The organism is Gardnerella sp. c23Ub_4, assembly GCF_055804115.1.
The window spans coordinates 589,999-610,152 of the sequence record NZ_JANUYO010000001.1; the positions used below are offsets into that span (position 1 = coordinate 589,999).

Here is a 20,154-nt window from a genome sequence, read left to right on the forward strand (position 1 = left end):
ATCACTAATCACTAATCACTAATCACTTTAAGAAACTTAGAAAAACAATTTCATGAGACAGGACGATAATAGTGCTGGACGTCAACGCATTTGACAAACTGAGGATTGGACTGGCCACTGCCGAAGACATCCGTAGCTGGAGCCACGGCGAAGTTAAGAAGCCAGAAACCATTAATTACCGTACCCTTAAGCCAGAGAAGGATGGTCTGTTCGGTGAGCAGATTTTTGGTCCTACTCGCGATTGGGAGTGCGCGTGCGGCAAGTATAAGCGCGTGCGCTTTAAGGGAATCGTGTGCGAGCGATGCGGCGTGGAAGTTACACGCAGCCGCGTTCGCCGCGAACGCATGGGTCATATTGAGCTTGCGGCTCCTGTAACACACATTTGGTTCTTCAAGGGTGTGCCAAGCCGCTTGGGATATTTGCTCGACATTGCTCCAAAAGACTTGGAAAAAGTCATCTACTTTGCAGCTTACATGGTTACTAAGGTAGACGAAGAGCAGCGTCACCAGGATCTTCCAGACTTGCAAGACGAGTTTGATACCGAAATTGGCAATCTTCGTAAGCGCCGCGACAACGAGATTGATGCGCGCGCAAAGAAGGCAGAAGAAGATCTTCACGAGCTAGAAGAATCGGGCGAGGCAAAAGGTAGCGCAAAGTCTAAGTTGCGTGCTGGAGCTGAGCGCGAAATGTCTGCTATCCGTACTCGCTACGACGAGCAAATTCAGCGTTTGAACGCAGTTTTCGATCGCTTTAAGGGCTTGCGCGCAGGAGATATGGAAGGCGATGTTGATCTTTGGCGAGAGATGGAAGACCGCTATGGCGACTACTTTGAAGGATGCATGGGCGCGGAAGCAATCAAGAAGCGCTTGCAAGACTTCGATCTTAAGTCTGCTGCTGTAGAACTTCGCGAAGAAATCGACAATGGTACTGGTCAGCGCAAGGCGCGCGCTTTGAAGCGACTTAAGGTTGTGAACGCGTTCTTGACTACTGGAAACAAGCCAGAAGCAATGGTTTTGGACGTTATTCCAGTAATCCCACCAGACTTGCGACCAATGGTTCAGCTTGATGGTGGCCGCTTTGCAACATCCGATTTGAACGACTTGTATCGCCGCGTAATCAACCGTAACAATCGTTTGAAGAGGCTGATTGAGCTTGGCGCTCCTGAAATCATGCTTAATAACGAAAAGCGCATGCTTCAGGAAGCTGTTGATTCGCTGTTCGACAATGGTCGCCGTGGACGCCCAGTAACTGGCGCATCCAATAGGCCACTAAAGTCGCTTTCCGATATGCTTAAAGGTAAGCAGGGTCGATTCCGTCAGAACTTGCTCGGTAAGCGAGTTGATTATTCTGGCCGTTCCGTAATCGTTGTTGGTCCAAGCCTTCGCATGCATCAATGCGGTTTGCCTAAGCCAATGGCGTTGGAGCTGTTTAAGCCATTCGTTATTAAGCGTTTGGTGGATCAGGGCTTTGCGCAGAATATGAAGAGCGCCAAGCGCCTTGTGGATCGCGGAGATTCCGAGGTTTGGGGCGTGCTCGAGGAAGTTATCTCCGAGCATCCTGTTCTTCTTAACCGCGCACCTACGCTTCACCGATTGGGTATTCAAGCATTTGAGCCAATCTTGGTTGAAGGTAAGGCAATCCACTTGCCACCACTTGCTTGCGCGGCATTCAACGCCGACTTCGATGGTGACCAGATGGCAGTGCATTTGCCACTTTCCGCCGAAGCTCAAGCAGAAGCTCGCAGCTTGATGATGGCATCCGACAATATCTTGAAGCCAGCAGATGGTCACACAGTTACAATGCCATCTCAGGATATGATTTTGGGCTTGTACTACTTGTCTACCGTAATCGACGGTGCAAAGGGTCAAGGCCGAATCTTCTCCTCGCTTGCAGAAGCTCAAATGGCGCTCGACAAGCACGAGATTGACATGCAAGCTAAGGTGTTAATCCGCGTTCCTGCAGACTTTGTTTTGCCAAAGGATTGGGAGCCTTCCGAGCTTAAGGTTGTAGACCCAGAGCCAGGCAGCCCAGATGTTGTTCACGAAGAGCGCTTTAAGGATGGAACTGTTCTGTTTGCAACGTCTTGCGGTCGCGTGCTGTTTAATAGCACTCTTCCAGAGGACTATCCGTTTGTAAACCAGCAGGTTCCAAAGGGTGTTCTTTCTAAGATTGTTGACGACATTGCTACGCGTTATTCCACCGCGCAAGTGGCGGCAAGCCTTGATGCTTTGAAGGATCTTGGCTTTACGCGCGCACCTTGGTCTGGCGTTACAATGGCATTCTCGGATATTGTGCTTCCTCCAAATCGCGAGCAGATTGCGCAAGATTACGAGGATCAGGCTGCAAAGATCAACTCCCAGTACGATATGGGTCTTCTTACAGACGAAGAGCGTCGTCAAGAGTTGATTAACTTGTGGACAGAGTGCACCGATAAGGTTGCAGACGCAATGCGCGAGAACTTCCACGACGACAACAACGTGAACATTATGGTTCAATCTGGCGCGCGTGGTAACTGGATGCAGATTCGCCAGATTGCTGGTATGCGAGGCTTGGTGGCAAATCCTAAGGGCGAGATTATTCCTCGTCCTGTTAAGTCAAACTACCGCGATGGCCTTTCCGTGTTGGAGTACTTCATCTCTCAGCACGGCGCTCGTAAGGGCTTGGCAGATACCGCACTTCGTACAGCAGAATCTGGTTACTTGACTCGTCGTCTTGTGGACGTTTCGCAGGAAGTTATTGTTCGCGAAGAAGATTGCGGCACGAAACGTGGCCTTATGATGAAGATTGCGGACCGCGACGAAAACGGCAATTTGACGCTGGTTAAGGCTGCCGATGGTGGCCCATACTCTCGCTTGCTTGCTGCAGACGTGCTCGATCCTGCAGACGGTACAACAGTTTTGGCAAAGTGTGGAGACGCGCTTTCTATGGACGTTTTGCGCAGCTTGGTTGCGCACGGCGTTGAAGAAGTTAAGGCTCGCTCCGTTCTTACTTGCGAATCTAAGCGCGGCGTTTGCGCAAAGTGCTACGGCTGGTCTTTGGCTACAAGCCGACTCGTGGACGTTGGTGAGGCTGTTGGTATTGTTGCAGCACAGTCCATTGGTGAGCCTGGTACGCAGCTTACGCTTCGTTCCTTCCACTCTGGTGGCGTTGCTTCGGCAAGCGATATTACGCAGGGTCTTCCTCGTGTTACCGAGCTTTTCGAGGCTCGTACTCCTAAGGGCGAGGCTCCAATCGCAGAGTTCCCAGGCGTTGTGAAGGTAGAAGATACGGATCACGGCCGTCAAGTCACTTTGACTCCAGACGATACAACCGTTGAACCAATCGTTTACCCAGTAACTCGCCGCGCTCCAATGCTTGTTAAGGATGGCGACCACGTTGAGGTTGGCACGCAGCTTATTGAGGGTTCTGTGGATCCTAAGAAGATTCTGCGAATCCTTGGTCCGCGTGCAGCTCAGGTGAATATTGTGGAAGAAGTTCACAACGTTTACCGTTCTCAGGGCGTTGATATTCACGATAAGCACATTGAGGTTATTGTTCACCAGATGCTCCGCCGTATTACGGTGATTGATTCTGGAGACACTGAGCTTCTTCCAGGTGAGCTTGTGGATCAGGCAAAGTTCCGCGAGGCAAATCTTGCTGCCGTTAAGAATGGCGGTAAGCCTGCTGCTGGTCGACCAGAGCTTATGGGTATTACCAAGGCTTCTTTGGCTACGGATTCTTGGCTTTCTGCCGCATCCTTCCAGGAGACTACACGCGTGCTTACTGAGGCTGCTTTGAGTCAGAAGGAAGATGATCTTAAGGGTCTAAAGGAGAACGTGATTATTGGTAAGCTCATTCCAGCTGGTACTGGTTTGGCGCGCTACCGTAATGCGGATGTGTCTGCGGATCCAGAAGTTCGTGACGCTATGTATCCAAACCTTGCTGTGACTGCTGAAAATAGCACTCCATCAAACTTTGGTGAAAGCGACATGGCAGATGTTGACTTCTCTAACATTGATTTTGGAGACATGAAGCTCGGTGATGATTTTAATCCAGATGATTACCTTGATGATCAAGGTGGTCAGAGTGATTACGATGATGACATTGAGTAATCATGTGATTGCTTGATTGTGTGATTGCTTAATCAAGCAAATCCACTTCGACTAGCCGTTGCAAGTTGTTTTACGCATCTTGCAGCGGCTTTTTTGTTCGCTTTGACTGAGCTTGAAATTGCATAACGCGTTTCAAGCTCCTTCAAAGCGTGATTTGGCTCAGGCATAAAGTCCAGTGGACTTTATGTGCCAAATCAGCCGAGCGGCTGCTAATAGCCGTGAGGAATAGCGCGCTTAGCTGCACTACAGATTTGCGTGTTTATGTAGTGCGATTGTATGGCGACACGCCGTAAATTCGGTACAAACGCACTACAAGGCAGGTCATGTCGCTCGCGCGTTACAGCGCGCTCACGTCTTCGCTTGCGTTGAAAGCACACTGTGCTTTCAACTTTGAGCAAGCTCAGCACTCCGAATTGCCTTCTCGCGCTACGCTTTAAGCGAAAAGGTAGGTCGTCGCGCACGTTGCTGCAGATTGTTTGGCATTATCTACAAAAATCGCCATTGAATTTTGCACGTTTTGCTATTTATAGATCGGAGTCAAGTATAGTAAATCTTATTTATGTAAAACGAAATGTGTTTATGCGAAAAATCGAAGAACATAAATAATCGAAGAACATAAATAAGAATTAAAACTTATTTGAAAGCGAGCTTAAAATGAGCGAAACACTAGTCCTAACGCGCAAAGATTACGTTACAAGAACCATAATTCGAGTTATTGCAATCGTATGCTCTATTTACGGAATGGCAATGTCTTGGGATTCAATGGCACTAACGTATTTTACGAATCTTTCTAACTTGATGATTTGCTTTGCGCTGCTAGGCTCGCTGATTCTAGACACGCGAAGTGCGCTTAAGTCTAAAAGCGATGAGCAGGGTGTGCAGGCTGAGCAGGCTGGCGCCTGGGTGGATTCAAAACCAAACGCATGGTACGTTTTTAAGTTTATGATGACGATTTCAATCGCCGTCACTTTTACGCTGTATCTGTGCTTTTTGGCTCCTACAAACAAGCTCGGATTTGTTGGCGCGTACATGAACAATGGCTGCTCAAGCTTATGCGTGCATTTTATAACGCCGTTGCTTGCGATTTTTGACTTTATTCTTTTTGATTACAAGTACAAGTCCAGCCGCGCGCACGTTTATTTTGCTACGATTCCGCCGCTCACTTACGTTGCGTACGCTGTTGCTCTAAGCGAGTTTGCTGGCGTGCGATGGGGAGAGCATGCTATGGCAGCGCCGTACAATTTTTTGAACTACAAGGCTCCTGCAGGATGGTTTGGTTTTGCGCCAAACACGTTTAATTCCACAACGCTTGGAGTGGGTGTTGTTTATTTGCTTGCCATTTTTACGCTGATTTTTATTGGCATTGGAATAGCATTTCTTGCGATTAAAAACGATCGCGCGACGACCTGCCTTCGAGCTTAGAGCGTAGCGCGAGAAGGCAATTCGGAGCGCTGAGCCGCTCAAGGCAGAAGCATTGCTTCTGCGCGGCGAAGACGTGAGCGCGGTTAATCCGCGCGAACGACACGATCTGAATTGCGCTACTTATGTAGTGCGATTGTATCTAATTTGGGCATTTTTTGGTACAAACGCACTACAAAGTTACATACAAACTAAGCCAGTTGATAGAATTGTGTTTATGTGTACGGAAGATTCTGCGCTGGCTGCTGTTCAATCGTTGCTAAATGGCACTCTTAAAAACGCGCATGAACGCAACACCAATGTTTTGCTTGTTTTTGGAGCACCGAACGCTGGCAAGTCAAGCTTTGCGCTTAGCGCGTTGCTTTTGGGTTTGCGTTTTGATTGGAGCGCGGCATCTGATTCGCCTTGCTCGCTCAATAATCGCGCTGCACAGCTTTTGCTAAAAAATGCTATTCGTGGTGATATGGCTGTTGCTGCTGCTCAAAATCGCTCTACAGCTGCACGAATGTCGGATTACGTGATTCAAAACTTGGGTGTTTCGCATCAATCGCGCCCAGTTGGCACACTTTCCGCGCTTGCGTTTAGTTTGATTTCCGCGCGAAACAAGCTTTTTGGCATGCCTGCACCTAAGTTGCTTAATGGCGCTGAGCAAGATGCTCTTCTTCGTGAAGTTGTGCGCGTACACGTTAATCACGTTTTGCAAGGCGATAGTGGCAAGTGCCGAGTTTGCGCTCTTTTTAGCGAGTATTTTGCTAGCGACTATTCTAAAGATTCTTCTTCTAAAGATTCTTCTAGCGATTCGTCTAAAAATTCTTGGATTTACACAATTTCTAAATTACAAAACGCGCAAAATAGCGAGGATTCGCCTAACTTTAGCGATTCGCATGATTTTAGCGATTTGCATAATTCTAGCAATTCATTCGATTCACATGATTCGCTCGATTCTAATTACATCTCTAACATCTCTGTAAATAGCGCTTTTATTCACCAACTTCGAGATATGCTCGCGCGCTTAGACGAGATGGGCATTGTAAGCGACTTTGCGGAAAAAAATATGCTGAACAGTTTGGACTCGCAGCTTAGCGTTAACTCAGATTTTGTATCGTCTATTATTGTTAGCCGCATTAGAACTCAATGGAATTTGGCTTTTGCTCTTAGAAGCGAGTATGCGGATTGCGTGCGCAAAAAGTATCCAAACGCTTTTAGGCTTGATTCTTCTAGGCTTTTGGCAAGTGGCGTTCAAATTTTGAACGATATTTTTAATAATTTACATTGCGATAGTGCTAATGAATCTTCGGCGGCTTGCGATTCTTCACTTGAGTTTTACGCTCTTAAACTCTTCCTTCCGCACATGCTGGTTGTTGACGATTTTCACGACGTAACGCTTGCTGGTTTGGCTTTTCTTGAGTCGCTAGCGCGCTTGGGCGTGAGAATTGTTTTAACGGCAAATCCCGACGAATCCGTGCAATCATTCCGCGGATCGTACCCAGATTACGTTGTTGAATCGGCGCAAAATGGCGTTATGCAAGCTGCTGTTTCTAAAATTTGCGATTATAAAGTCGAAGGATTTGGCGAAGATTTTGCAAAACAGGCGTCGCAAGATGTAAAGCGCAAAGAATCGCAAAATATACACGATTTTCTAAACCATTCAGATCGCTCAATTGCGCTAAATCTTTTTTCTGCGCGCGTTTCTCTTTCGATTGCTTCGCTTATGCCAACGCAAACGCCTATCGCCCGCAGGGCTTGGAAAATGGCCAATATTCAAGGTGCTTTTCCTATAGAAAAAATCGAATTAAATTCGCAAAAAACAGAAAATTCTTCGGTTTCTGGCGATTTGTACAGAACTCCTAGCCAAGAGATGGATTGCGTTATTTGGCAAATAAAGCGCGCTCATCTAGACAATAAGATTCCTTGGAAAAACATGGCTTTAATTGCGCACGATAATGCAACAGTTCGCGCGTTTGGCGAGCGTCTTAGAAAAGACGGTGTTCCTGTGCGCTACTCGAGCGTCACGCGCGCGCTTAGAGACGAGCCGTTTATTAAAGCGCTTTTTGCGATTATTGAGTTAGCGCAATTTAGTCAAAAAAGTGTTGATGATTTAGCAAAAAGCGTGCATTCGGGTAATTACACGCTTTATTCGATTGCACATTTTGTTCGCTCTAGAATAAAGACCGTTTTGGAAAGTCCGCTTGTGGATTCTGGCGATTACAATTGCGCGGATTTGGCGGCTGTTGATTCTCTTATGCGCTCAATTTGTTCACTTAGCGAAGTGATTTCAGGCGCAAATGCAAGTGGTGCAAAGGCGAACGGTGCAAAGGCGAACGGTGCAAATGCAAGCGGAGAAAATTCGCCATTACACGGTCTTATAGAGCAATGGAAAGCGCTTAGCAATCGCCTTTTAGGCGCAAACGAGCCATCTGCGATTGAAAGCGCAAGCGTTACGGTTGACAATCGCGTTTTTAGCGCGCAACCAAACGCAAATAGCACGCAATTTAGCATTGAGTCGTGTTATCTTTTGATTCTTAAGGCGCTTATTGACGGCTGCTCTGCGGATTCTGGCGATTTAGGTGATTCAGAAAACGAAGAGAATCAAGGCGTAAAATCTACAGAAATCTTTTCTGTTTTGCAAAAAATGCGCCCAAACAGTGTTCATATGCGTGCGTTGATGCGCGTGTTTAATATTGTTCTAAGACTTTCTAAAAATCTAAAAAATAACCTTGAAAAAGTTAAAAACAGCGGAGAAAATCAAGTTAGCTACGTTTTAAGCAAGGCTTGGAATCTTTGCAATTGCGCTAAAAAGTGGCAAATTCAAGCGCTTAGTAATAGTGATGAAGGCCGCGCGGCAAACGATAGGCTAGATGCTGCAATGCGTCTTTTTGAGTACGCGGATTCGTTCTCGTATACAGTCTCACAAGGCCAGCAGACGCCTAATGGAGTCTCGGCTGCTCCAACAATCGTGGAGTTTATTGATCAAGTTCGCCAAATGGAAATCGAAGCGGATTCGCTTGCAAGCGTGGCGCCTCTTCCAGACGCTGTGACTCTTACAACGCCTTCTGGCTCGGTTGGAAGAACGTGGGATTACGTGTGGATTCCTGCGGTTCAGCAGCGAGTTTGGCCGAATACTGCCGCTAGAAGCACTATGTTTGCTTCGGAAACGCTTGTTGATATTGTGCTAAATAGCAGGATTTTAAGTGGAGAAAGTGGAGAAAGTGGAGATATAACGTACTTTTTTGACGCGTATTCTAAAAATCCTAATGGCATTTGCGTAAGTGATAAGCAAGCGATTTTTACTGGCGAACAGCGCAGCTTGCTAATGGCAATTACGCGCGCTCGCAAGCATCTTTGCATAAGTGCGGTTAATAGTGATGATTGCGTTCCTTCGGACTTTTTGTACTACTATTTGCCAGAGATTTATTGGAGAAATCAAGACGGAAGTTGTGACTACACAGATTTTTGTGGCGATTTTGCGGCGGTTGATGCCGATGCAAGAGGTCTTGTTTGCGCGTCTAGAATTACGCTTGCTAAACAGGAGTCTGGCTCTAAGAATAGCGATAGTTTGGCGCAAAATCCTACGATTCAAGATGCGTTAAATGCGTTAAATCTGTTAAAAAACAACGGAGTTGATGCAGCAAATCCAGATAATTGGGATTTTATGCGTAAAAATTACGATTCTGCGATTGATTCTGCGATTGATTCTGAAACACAAGAATCGCAAGCAACCGCAGAATTGCAAGAAGAATCGCCACTAAAGTCGCAAGAAAAATCGCAAGAAAAGTCACAAGAAAAATCCTCCACTAATAAAACTCTTGTAACTCTATCTCCTTCAATGGTAGATAAACTTTGGTCTTGCCCAGTTTGTTGCCTTTTGGAGAGTAAATTTGCGGGGCCTGCCGTAGGAAGCACGGCAGCACAATTCGGTACGCTTATTCACGAAACTGCAAGGTGGGCAAGTCAAGATGAGCATTTAGACAACGATTATTTGCGCAAAAACTACCCACAGCTTCGAGCATTTGTTAGTGGGTTTGTTGGCACTCGCGCGCAGGAATCTGCGGACTTTGATTTTTCGTTTGATTCGTTTAGTGCTTTGCAAAAAAAGGCGATTGATGACGTTGCAAATAAGATGATTGAGCATTATTATTCGATTTGCCCGAGTGATTCTAGTATTTCTAACGTAAAAGACCGCTACCGTTTTATAAAAAACGATTTGAATGTTCGCCGCGCGCTTTACACGATTTCTCAATATTTTGTAGGCTCGCTAAACGGTCAAAATTACCCGATTCTTGTGCAAAAAGACGAAGATGGTGTTATAACAAAGATTCTGCCTGCACCCGAAAAGTCAAAAACAGCTAAACCGACTATTGCAGACGTTCCTTTGGGAAGCCTCGAGGAAGCTTATTGCGAGTGCCCAATAAACGCCACTTTTGGCTTTGACGATATTCTAAACGCGTACAATCTTGCTGCTAAATCGCAAACAAGCTTGGAAGATCTTTATTCAATAATGGGATTTTTGGTAGGCGGATGGCCTAATGGCGGTTCATGCGATTTGCGCGTTAGAATCCAGGGGCGAATTGACCGCATGGAACTTAGAAAGTTAAACGACAACACGCAACAAATTCGCCTAATCGACTATAAAACAGGAAAAGTTCCTAAAACACAGCAAGTTTTTAATGATTTGCAACTTATTTGCTATCAACTAGGAATTGTTTTTTGCTCCGAAAACAACAAAGATTATGAGCAATTGCTAAAGCTTAAGCACACAAAAATCGCGCGAAGTGCGCTGTTCCACGTTGTGTACAAGGATTCTCCTGCGCAAGATAATGGTGTTGCGGAGAATATTTGTCAGCCTTCGCTGTTTGACGAAGATGGATCGTTAAGCGCTAGTGAAATCATAAGTCGTTACAGATATTCTAACAATAATCGACTTTACGATCTTCCAAGTATTGATGAGCAAAATCCTGCGCAAGGCGTAAGTCAAAGTGCGTGGGCGGATTTTGTGAAATTGCCAATGCGCGCAAAATGGTCGCTTATGATGATATCTCGCGTATTTTTTGCCGCTGCTGCTGTTAAGTCAACAAGTTTTGCTGTAGAGCCAAAAGCGGATCATAAAAATTATTGTAGATGTTTAGACGTTTGCCCTGCGTGTGCGGAAAAAGTGGACACTGTTTACGAAGTGATTGAAGGTAAAAATGAGCAATAACAACGTTAGCGCCGTAAAATCCACGCCTAATAGTGGTCCAAGTTTAGAGCAAAAAAACGTTATAGAAGCGCCGATTAATCAAGACGTGCTAATAGTTGCTGGAGCTGGTAGCGGCAAAACATACACTATGACTCGTCGCGTAATACATTTAATTAAAAGCAAAGTTCCGCCAGAGTCCATATTGGGATTAACGTTTACAAACAAGGCGGCTGCGGAATTGCTAAGTCGCGTTTCTGCGGAGGTTAGTGCAAGCGGCGCAAATGGCGCAAAGTCATTCTTAAAGCCAGAAGTTATGACGTACGACGCGTTCTTTCAATCAATCGTAAGAAGATATGGGCTTTTGGTTGGCTTTAATCAAAACACAATGCCATTAAGCGATGCTGGCGCGATGGAAATCATAAAAAGTATAATCGGAAAATATTTAGATAATCCACAAAATAATGCTAAAAATTTAAGTAAGCTATACAATTTTGACACTTTGTGTGCGGATGTTATTAATCTTTGCTCCGAAATATCGTGCTCGATGATTGGAGTAGATAGTGTAGGCGCAACGTGCTCAAGCGTGCCTCAAGCTGTTCAAAAAATACGCGAGTGGAATAATGAGTTTGCAAAACACTTAAAAAACGTTATTGCAGATAAAAAAGTAGAATCGCCACTAAGCGCAAAAGCTCCAGCAATTCCAAAATACAAAAAAGTCAAAAAAACAGCTGGAATGAGTGAGCAAGACGTGGAGAAAGCGTCTGCAGAAAAATTTAAGGATGCGTGTAAAAGTTACGAAAAATATTGGGATGATTCGTGCTTGCAATTTTGCATAAATCTATACAACGCTTGCCTAAAACGAGACATTTTGCTAGATCTTGTTTTACAATTTGACGCCGAAAAAAAGCGCGTAAACATGGCGCAATTTAGCGATTTTACTATTGCAGCTTACTATTTGGTTACGCATTTTCCTTCGATTTGTGCGCAATACAGGAATCAATATTCGCAAGTTCTTTTAGATGAGTATCAAGATACTTCTACAACGCAAGCAATGCTTATAAATACGCTGTTTTATGGTAATGCTGCTGCAGAGGGGAATCGCGCGCATGTTATGGCAGTAGGCGACCCGTTCCAAGCAATCTACTCGTTTAGAGGCGCTTCAACTGGAGCTTTTTGCAAGTTTGAACAAGACTTTAACATAAGCGCGCAAAACAAATATTCGCTAACTGTTACGCGCAGAAATTCGCTGTTTATACTAAAAGTTGCAAACGCGCTAACCGAGCCAATGCGCGTAGAAAATGGCGATACTTCAACGCAAAACGCAAGTCGTAGGTTTAGCAGCATTGACGATCGCGAAGTGCAAGTGGAAACCTTAAAGCCTAAAGAGGATGCGCAAAATGGCACTGTTGGTGCGTTATTTATGCCAAATCAAGGCGAAGAAATTGATGCAGTTGTGCGATTCGCTAAGAAAATCGTTGAAAAATATGGCGAAAATCCGCTCGAGCCGCAACTTGCGATTCTTTTTAGAAGTAAAGCAAAAATGCCACAATATGCTCAAAAACTGGAGGATGCTGGGATTCGCACAAGCATAGTTGGCTACTCTTCGATTATTGAAAAGCCTGCAGTTAAAGACGTTTTGAGTTTGCTAAGAGTGATTCAAGACCATAGTGACTCGAATTCGCTTATGCGTCTTCTTGCCGCTCCTCGTTTTGCGCTATCTACCGCGGATTTGAGCACATTGGCATCAATCGCAAATAGTGCGAATACGGAATATCTTTACAACGTGTATGCATCGGCTGGGCTTGTTGAGGAGGGATTGCCTAGAAGCCAGTGGGATTCTGCCGTTCGCAATCTTAGAAATAAGGCAAATAGTGGGGAAATATCGGCGCAAGTCATAAATATTTATGGCGGAGTGTATTTAGCGGATTTGATTATGCGCGATTTTGGCGATTTTGGCGCGAGTGGGTATTCTGGCGATTTCGGTAAGTCTGCGGCTGCTGGCGATTCTGCGGTTGCTGGCGATTATTGGGTTAGCCAAATGCGAGAAAAGCTGAGCGCACATGCATTTGCTGCCGTAAATCGACTTAGTAAAATCCTAAATAAAGTTGATCGCGTGCAAAGAAATTCTCTAACAAGCGTTATGCAATCGGCTGTTGAAGCGCTTAACGTAGACATTGATAGCGCTGTTGGAGCGGCCTTAAAATACAAGGATTTTAGCAATCAAACAATGCTTAACGACATGCACAATGTTCTAGATTCGCTAAACGCGATTGTAGAAACGTATGTGCAAGAGATGGGCGAGTGGCAAGATGTTAGCTTGCGCGGACTAATAAGCTGGATTGACTCAGCAAAAACGCTTGATTCGCAAGCTTCGGGAACAGAGCAAAATAGCGCGCAAGTTGTTTTAATGACAGTTCACCAATCAAAAGGTTTGCAATGGCCAGCAGTTGCTGTAGTTGGGCTAAATGATGGCGCTTTTCCAAGTAATCAAGGAGATTCTCTAAAAGTTGATGATAATGGGCAGGCAAGCGCTCGCATACCGATTGAGTTTGCTGCAAGCGTGCCTTCTGCGTTGCGCGTGGATGCTAACATTTTGCCGCATTTTCCGCATGCAGTCACGCGCGCGGAGGCAATGCACCCAGAAAAAGCAATGCAAGATTTGGATAGTGTGCAAAAGATTTTTGACGAGGTTAAGCCAGATAGAATCAAAGCTTTGTGCGATTTTGCGCAGGCTGTTGAAGAGGTGGATTCTTGCGATTCTTCGGATTCTGGTTCTTCGGATTCTGGCGATTTTTTGAGTGAAGAAACGCGCCGCGTGTATAACACGTATAAATCCCAGCAAAGCGTTGATTTTATGCCATTTACGCAAAGTGAGGAGCGCGGAATCCAGCTTCACATGGACGAGCGTCACCTTATGTACGTTGCTCTTACGCGCGCAAAGTTTGCAGCGCTTTTAACTGGCTCAGCAAATTCGGGAGATTCGGAAGAAAATGGGCGAAAGCGTGCAGCTTCGGTGTTTCTTAAGGAGTCTATGGAAGCTATAAAGTCGCTTAATGGTGTGATTGAGGTTAAAAGATGCGAGGCGGAAAATTCTGGCGATTCTGTGGATTCTGTGGATTCTAGTAATTCTGATGATTCCAGTGAAGACGTTTTTGGATTTATTGCAGGCGATTTTGCGCATGAGTTTGCTAAAGATTTTGGGAAAATTAAAGTTCAAAGCGATTCGCACGCTAAAGAAAGCGTGCTCGAATGGCCTTGTGCTTTGAGTGAAGATGTAGAAAATGCGCTTCAAGAATCTGCAAAGCTTGTTAGGAGTGAAGATGTTAAAAGTGAAGATTTTAATGGTGATTTTAGTGGCAATGCCGATGGCGAATCTTCCTTAATATCACATCAAAAATCGCTTTATTACCGCGCAAAAGCGTTTGTTCAAGACGCCGATTTAACATCGCAAAACGCTGGCGATTATTCTCTAGAAGACTTAGCAAAAAAGGTGGAAAAGATTTCCAACGGATCTAGGCTTAACGTAACGTCTTTGCAAAAAATAAGCAAAGTTGCGCCTGATGTAAACGCAAACGCAAACGCTAGCGCGCGCGCAAACGATCGAGTTTACAACAATCTATTGGCTTGCATTCGCCCAATTCCGTCCGTTTCGTCGATGGATGCAAATCTCGGTACAAAATTCCACGCGTGGGCGCAGCAATTTGTGGATTCGGCAGTGTCTTCTAGTGCATCCGAGTGCGCTAAGTGGCGTACTATTGTAAAAAATGGCACTTTGCTGGATGAGCAATTTATTCCTCAAGATCGCAAAGATTTGCTTTACGAGTTTAATCAGAATCGCAAGGATTCGGATTCTCAAAGTTGCGCACTAAATCAATGGAAGCAACGGCTTATAGAATCGCGTTGGGCAAAACGAGTGCCGCTTGCTGCAGAAATGCCGATTTTAATGCAAGTCGATAATACGGAGTTTGCAAATAGAATCATCAACGGCACTTTGGATGCTGTTTTTGCAGGAGGATTAGACGCTAACGACGAATCAAAACTCTACACAATCGTTGATTGGAAGACGGGTAAGCGGCCAAAAAGTGCGGAAGATATTCGCCTAAAACTTGAGCAGCTTGACTGGTATAGGCTACTGCTTGCGCGCGCTACAAACGTTGATTTAAGCTGCATTGACGCCACTCTTTACTACGTTAGCGAGGCGCGTGCGGAAAATCGCGAGATTCACGCGTTGTGCAAAACTCGTGACGAGATTTTGAGCGAGGCGTCTTTTTAGAATCAACGTATTTGGTAATCTAAAAGTAGAGCATAAGCCGATTTAAGTTAGTAAAAGTTAAGTTAGTAAAAGTAAAAGAAGGACAAAATGACGGTTGAGTTTCGTCCAGTTAAAATTAACGACATTGACGCAATCGTAGAGGAATACGAGCGCACATGGGGGATTGCGAATGCTGTTGGAGCAGACGCTTCGCGCAATCTTTCTAGGCGATTTGTTCTTCACTATTTGGAGCCTTCTACGTACGGAACTGTTGCAACAATAAACGGCAAATTTATGGGACTTTTGCTTGCGCGCGTGTACGGAGATAAGGTGCTGTTTAAGCAAGTTCAAAAGATGCTAGAAGAGCAAGAGGCAAAGATGTCTAGCAAAGACGATTCTTTGCACGCAAAAGCGCTGGATTCTGCGATTGGCATGGGCCAGATTGAGCGCAAGTTGGAGGCGATGAGCCACATAAACGACTTGACTCAGGCAGAGTTGGAGCTTTTTATTGTTTCTCCAGACGCTCGTGGGCACGGAGTCGGCGGCGGATTGTGGAAGCGCACAATGCAACATTTGCGCAGCCGTGGAGTGAACCGCTACTTTTTGCACACAGACACGGCTTGCGATGTTAGTTTTTACGATTATCACGGGCTTAGGCGAGATGCTACGTGGGCTAAAAAAGATCACGAAAAGTATGCGGATCGCGTAAAAGACCTTGTTGAGGACTTGTACATATACTCGGGCGAGCCGTTTGTAAACCGCACCAGACGCACGCATCAATCGCGTTGATTAACTCCGCTTTTTGTACCAAATTTGGCCAATCGTTCGCGCGGTCTAAGCGCGCTATTCCTCGCGGCTATTAGTAGCCGCTCGGCTGATTTGGCATGTAAAGTCCACTGGACTTTACATTTGAGCCAAATCACGCTTTGAAGGAGCTTGAAATGCGTTATGCAACTTCAAGCTCAGTCAAAGCGCTTTGCAGCGCAGAAGCAATGCTTCTGCCTTGAGCGGCTCAGCGCTCCGAATTGCCCTCGCACGCTACGCTCTAAGTGCTCAGGCAGGTCGTCGCGCGTACAAAATGCGGAAGGTTGATTGCGCAAATTAACTGCGCTTGCGCGTTACAATAATCCACCCAATTGACGCGATTGGAATCGCAACAAGCGTAGAAATCCACGGAACCATCATTCCGCCGCGCGAACTCCAAGCGTCAATCGCAAATCCCGCAACCATGGATCCAAGCGAGGCGCCAGTCGCGGATGCTGTTGGAAGCCACGATAATCCTTCAGTAAGCGAATGCTCGGGAATTGTGTCTTTAACAATAAGGTTTCCAGTTGCAAAAATCGGCGAAACGCATAATCCACTTAAAAGCTCAAAAATGCTTAGAAGCACAAGTCTATCTATGTTAATGTTCATAAGAATAAAGCCAATAGTAAGCAGGCTTAGAAACACGATTAGATGAGACCAGTTGGATCCGCGGAATTTATGCGAGCCAAAAATAACGGCTCCAACTAAAGACCCGCATGCAAACAGCGCAAGTTGCAAGCCAATCAGTTTGTCTAATCCTTGCGCGCGCATTGCTGCTGTAACAGATACGTCAAAGGCGCTAAAACTCATGTTAAAAACAAGGAACATAACAACAAGCGGTATGATTCCGCGGTAAAGAAGCACGTTTTTTGGCTTGTTTTTGCGATTTGTGTTCCTCAGCTGTTTTAGCGAAAGCCTATCTCTAAGATTTTTTGCGATTAGTTTCTTGCCATTTTTCGATGAGTCCTCACTTGCTGTGTAAGGGCCATTTTCTAGCGCGACTCGCACATCTTCATCATTTGCGGGTGCGCTTTCTACTTGCACAATTTTAACAACCGCAGGCTGTGTGTTTTTAAGCGATAAGAACCATGCTCCGCCTAGTCCGCTTGCTAGAACTGGCACAAAAAGCTGAGATACAGGGTGAACGCTAGTGGCAAGCCATGCAGCAAGAATTGGTCCAAAAATGAACACAATCTCGTCGATTCCAGATTCCAGCGCGTATGCAACGTTTAGCAGAGTGTCGTCGCTTTGATTTTTAAGCGTATATGCCCAGCGAGTTCTAACAAGCGCGCCGAACGCAAATTGTGTAACTCCCATTAAAATTGCAAGCGCAAACAGTATTGGCAATGGCACACGTATTAGTGCTGCAAAAGCAAAAGATAGCATAGCTACAACTTGCACACTTAGAGCAAGTGTTCCAACTTTTCTTTGACCAAATCTATCAAAAAGCTTTGCGTATAATGGCGTTACGGCTGCTTGCGATAGCACGTATGCTGCGCTCATAGTGCCTGCAATTGTCCAATTATTATAGATGTGGTTTAATGCCAGAACAATTCCTAAGCCCATCATCGAAATAGGCAGCCTTGCTATTGCTCCAGATATGCAAAACGCTCGTGTTCCTTCGAATGAGAACAATCTTACGTAGTTTGACATAGGCGAAGACTTTGGCTGCGCCGATTTCGATGACATATTCACTTCCCTTAAATTTGTACGCGCTTAACATGTTTAACTTGATTAACATGATTGATTTTTGAGTGTCTTTCTAGTCTACATTATGGCGTCAAAGTTTGCCGATGTTGTTTTGTTTTTCCCGGAAATGTACGTAAATTGGGTCAAATTTGGTACAAAATGCGGAAGGTTTTTCCCGAGTTTGTTTATTTTTGCCCGTGTTTGTTTACATTTTGGGTCAAATAGGGAACAAACGCGGGAATACTTTCGTATGTTTGTTTATTTTTGCCCGTGTTTGTTTACGTTTTTGGTGATTTTGGGAACAAACACGGGAAAATCGCTCGCGATTGACGTGATTATTTTTGCGATTATCTTTTGAAGAAAAGTATTGTAGAATTGTGTTATAGGTTTCAAACAAACTGGGAAGGCAAGAAATGTTTGGTTCACTTATTTGCTCGGCAGCTGGATTCGCTAACACTCAATCGGGTTCTGCAATACTTGGCTCCATGATTTTTGCAATCGTGGTTGTTCTTGTTGGTATTGGAATTAAGATTTGGAAAAAATACGGCAAGCATTAGAGTATTAGAGTGCTAGAGCACTAGATTTAGCTTAATATTTTTGACTTTCATTTTTCGCGGCATTTTTGTTGGCATTTTAAGACAGCCTTGTAAGGCAGCCTTTTAAGACGGTATTTTTGTGATTGCCATTTTTTATTGCACGCGCGAAGTCGCAGTTTTGTAAATCCGTTGAGGCTTAACGCTACAATAGAGCAGATGAGTGATACAACGACGCAATCGACGGATAAGATTCTTGCAGAGATTGTAGACTCTGTAAAAATTCCTCAATCCCCGGATATAAACAATAAAAAGTCAATAAAAACTGTGAAAAAAGAAAATAAAACTACAAATAAAAATACAAAAACTAAAAAAACTAAAGACTCTGAATCGAATAAGGTGAGTAGGGCATCTAAAGGATTTAAGTCTCCTAAAAGCTCTAAAGCCACTTACAATGCGCTTCCGCCAGTGGTAAATGATCAGCGAGAGGGCGCGCTTGTTGCGCCTCCAAAGTATCGCAAGGGGTCAATGCGAATCGTTCCGCTTGGTGGATTGGGTGAAATTGGCCGAAATATGAACGTTATTGAATATAACGGCCATATTTTGCTTATAGATTGCGGAGTGCTTTTCCCAGAAGAAGAGCAGCCAGGCGTGGATCTGATTTTGCCAGACTTCCACTACATTCAAAACAGACTAGATAAAGTAGACGCGCTAGTTTTAACTCACGGCCACGAAGACCACATTGGCGGCGTGCCGTATTTGCTTAAAATGCGCCCAGATATTCCGCTAATCGGGTCTAAGCTCACTCTTGCGTTTGTTGAAGCAAAGTGCGAAGAACACAAGATTAAGCCAAAAACAATTCAGGTAGAAGGCCGCTCAAAGCTAAAAGTTGGCCCATACAATTTGGAGTTTATTAGCGTAACGCACTCGATTCCAGACGCTCTTGCTGTATGCGTAAAAACGCCAGCGGGAACGATTATAGACACTGGAGATATAAAGTTAGATCAGCTTCCACTAGACCATAGGCTTACTGATTTAGTTGAATTCGGAAAGCTTGGCGAGCAAGGAATTGACCTATTAATGGCTGATTCCACAAACGCTGAGATTCCAGGATTTGTTAAGCCAGAAACCACTATTGGACCGGCTTTGGATCAAGCGTTTGCTAACGCATCGCGCAAGATAATCGTAGCAAGCTTCTCTAGCCACGTTCACCGCGTTCAGCAAGTCGTAGATGCTGCGCACAAGTATGGTCGAAAAGTGGTGTTTGTTGGGCGATCAATGGTTAGAAATATGTCGATTGCGGCCGATCTTGGCTACTTGCATATTCCAGAAAATACTGTTGTAGATCTAAAGCAAGCAAAAGATATTCAAGACGATAAGCTTGTTTATATGTGCACAGGATCTCAAGGCGAGCCAATGGCAGCACTTGGACGAATCGCAGACGGAATACACAAAGATATTACAGTTAACGAGTTCGATACCGTTATTCTTGCAAGCTCTCTAATTCCAGGAAACGAGCACGAAGTTTATAAGGTTATTAACAAGCTTGTGCAAATGGGCGCTCGCGTAATCAACAAAGACAATGCTGCAATCCACGTATCTGGTCATTGCAACGAGGGTGAGTTGCTCTATTTGTACAACATTGTTAAGCCAAAGTGCGCTATGCCAATCCACGGAGAACACAGGCATCTTGTTGCAAACGGTTTGATTGCTGTTAAAACGGGCGTGGACCCTAAGAATGTTGTTTTGGCAGAAGATGGCGATGTTGTGGACTTGTACCACGGAAATGCTGCTGTTGTTGGCTCTGTTCCATGCGGATACGTGTACGTTGACGGCGATTCCGTTGGAGAGCTTACAGACGAAGAGCTGGAAAAGCGCAGAATCCTTGGTACGGAAGGCTTTGTGTCTAGTTTTGTAGTTGTAAATACAGATAGCGCAGACGTTGTAGCAGGTCCAAAGATTTACTTGAATGCTGTTGCAGAAGACGAATCTGATTTTGAAAAGGTTCGATCTCAGATTGTTTTCCAGCTTCAAGATGCCATGATGCACGGCGAGAAAGACACGCACAAGCTTCAGCAGATTATGCGAAGAACGCTTGGAAGTTGGATTGCGCGCGCGTTGCGTAGAAAGCCAATGATTGTGCCTGTTGTTGCGGATCTTGCGCAAAAGGATTAGTCAAGTGATTAGTCA

9 protein-coding genes are annotated in these 20,154 nt (G+C 45.0%); 7 read left to right on the forward strand and 2 right to left on the reverse strand.

All coding sequences use genetic code 11. The annotated features are described in order from the left end of the window. The first annotated feature begins 71 nt into the window (after positions 1-71). A complete protein-coding gene (locus tag NYP67_RS02370; RefSeq protein WP_116689748.1) occupies positions 72-4,091 on the forward strand; it encodes a DNA-directed RNA polymerase subunit beta' in 4,020 nt (1,339 codons plus the stop codon). Positions 4,092-4,123: 32 nt separating this feature from the next. On the opposite strand, the gene NYP67_RS02375 is transcribed toward NYP67_RS02370, so the two are convergent. Beyond that, positions 4,124-4,258, reverse strand: a complete 135-nt coding sequence (locus NYP67_RS02375) for a hypothetical protein (RefSeq protein ID WP_464410944.1) — start codon at positions 4,256-4,258, stop codon at positions 4,124-4,126. A gap of 487 nt (positions 4,259-4,745) precedes the next feature. Here NYP67_RS02375 and NYP67_RS02380 point away from each other — a divergent pair, with 487 nt between their 5' ends. From NYP67_RS02380 to NYP67_RS02395, 4 genes are all read left to right on the forward strand, one after another. Beyond that, a complete protein-coding gene (locus tag NYP67_RS02380) occupies positions 4,746-5,513 on the forward strand; it encodes a hypothetical protein (RefSeq protein WP_473411140.1) in 768 nt (255 codons plus the stop codon). Positions 5,514-5,727: 214 nt separating this feature from the next. Beyond that, positions 5,728-10,707, forward strand: a complete 4,980-nt coding sequence (locus tag NYP67_RS02385; RefSeq protein WP_473411141.1) for a PD-(D/E)XK nuclease family protein — start codon at positions 5,728-5,730, stop codon at positions 10,705-10,707. Further along, the gene (locus tag NYP67_RS02390; protein WP_473411142.1) at positions 10,697-14,959 is read left to right on the forward strand and encodes an ATP-dependent DNA helicase; all 4,263 of its coding nucleotides are present in this window, start codon (positions 10,697-10,699) and stop codon (positions 14,957-14,959) included. Before NYP67_RS02385 ends, NYP67_RS02390 begins: the two co-directional genes overlap by 11 nt. Before the next feature lie 87 nt (positions 14,960-15,046). After that, positions 15,047-15,727 carry a GNAT family N-acetyltransferase gene (locus tag NYP67_RS02395; protein WP_101889707.1) on the forward strand — a complete coding sequence of 227 codons (681 nt, stop codon included), beginning with the start codon at positions 15,047-15,049 and terminating at the stop codon, positions 15,725-15,727. Positions 15,728-16,039: 312 nt separating this feature from the next. Here the strand turns inward: NYP67_RS02395 and NYP67_RS02400 are convergent, their stop codons facing one another. Next, positions 16,040-17,431 carry an MFS transporter gene (locus NYP67_RS02400; protein ID WP_473411143.1) on the reverse strand — a complete coding sequence of 464 codons (1,392 nt, stop codon included), beginning with the start codon at positions 17,429-17,431 and terminating at the stop codon, positions 16,040-16,042. Positions 17,432-17,844: 413 nt separating this feature from the next. Between NYP67_RS02400 and NYP67_RS02405 the strand changes: the two genes are divergently transcribed. Continuing rightward, complete coding sequence (locus NYP67_RS02405; protein ID WP_020973320.1) at positions 17,845-17,988, forward strand: hypothetical protein; 144 nt, start codon at positions 17,845-17,847, stop codon at positions 17,986-17,988. A gap of 195 nt (positions 17,989-18,183) precedes the next feature. Beyond that, complete coding sequence (locus NYP67_RS02410; protein ID WP_473411144.1) at positions 18,184-20,139, forward strand: ribonuclease J; 1,956 nt, start codon at positions 18,184-18,186, stop codon at positions 20,137-20,139. The last annotated feature ends 15 nt before the right edge of the window (positions 20,140-20,154 follow it).

What these genes read in the sequence shown, in the direction of transcription:
- NYP67_RS02375 (WP_464410944.1), bottom strand. Translation starts at nt 4,258, where the DNA reads ATGCCTGAGCCAAATCACGCTTTGAAGGAGCTTGAAACGCGTTATGCA.
- NYP67_RS02380 (WP_473411140.1), top strand. Translation starts at nt 4,746, where the DNA reads ATGAGCGAAACACTAGTCCTAACGCGCAAAGATTACGTTACAAGAACC.
- NYP67_RS02400 (WP_473411143.1), bottom strand. Translation starts at nt 17,431, where the DNA reads ATGTCATCGAAATCGGCGCAGCCAAAGTCTTCGCCTATGTCAAACTAC.
- NYP67_RS02390 (WP_473411142.1), top strand. Translation starts at nt 10,697, where the DNA reads ATGAGCAATAACAACGTTAGCGCCGTAAAATCCACGCCTAATAGTGGT.
- NYP67_RS02405 (WP_020973320.1), top strand. Translation starts at nt 17,845, where the DNA reads ATGTTTGGTTCACTTATTTGCTCGGCAGCTGGATTCGCTAACACTCAA.
- NYP67_RS02410 (WP_473411144.1), top strand. Translation starts at nt 18,184, where the DNA reads ATGAGTGATACAACGACGCAATCGACGGATAAGATTCTTGCAGAGATT.
- NYP67_RS02395 (WP_101889707.1), top strand. Translation starts at nt 15,047, where the DNA reads ATGACGGTTGAGTTTCGTCCAGTTAAAATTAACGACATTGACGCAATC.
- NYP67_RS02385 (WP_473411141.1), top strand. Translation starts at nt 5,728, where the DNA reads ATGTGTACGGAAGATTCTGCGCTGGCTGCTGTTCAATCGTTGCTAAAT.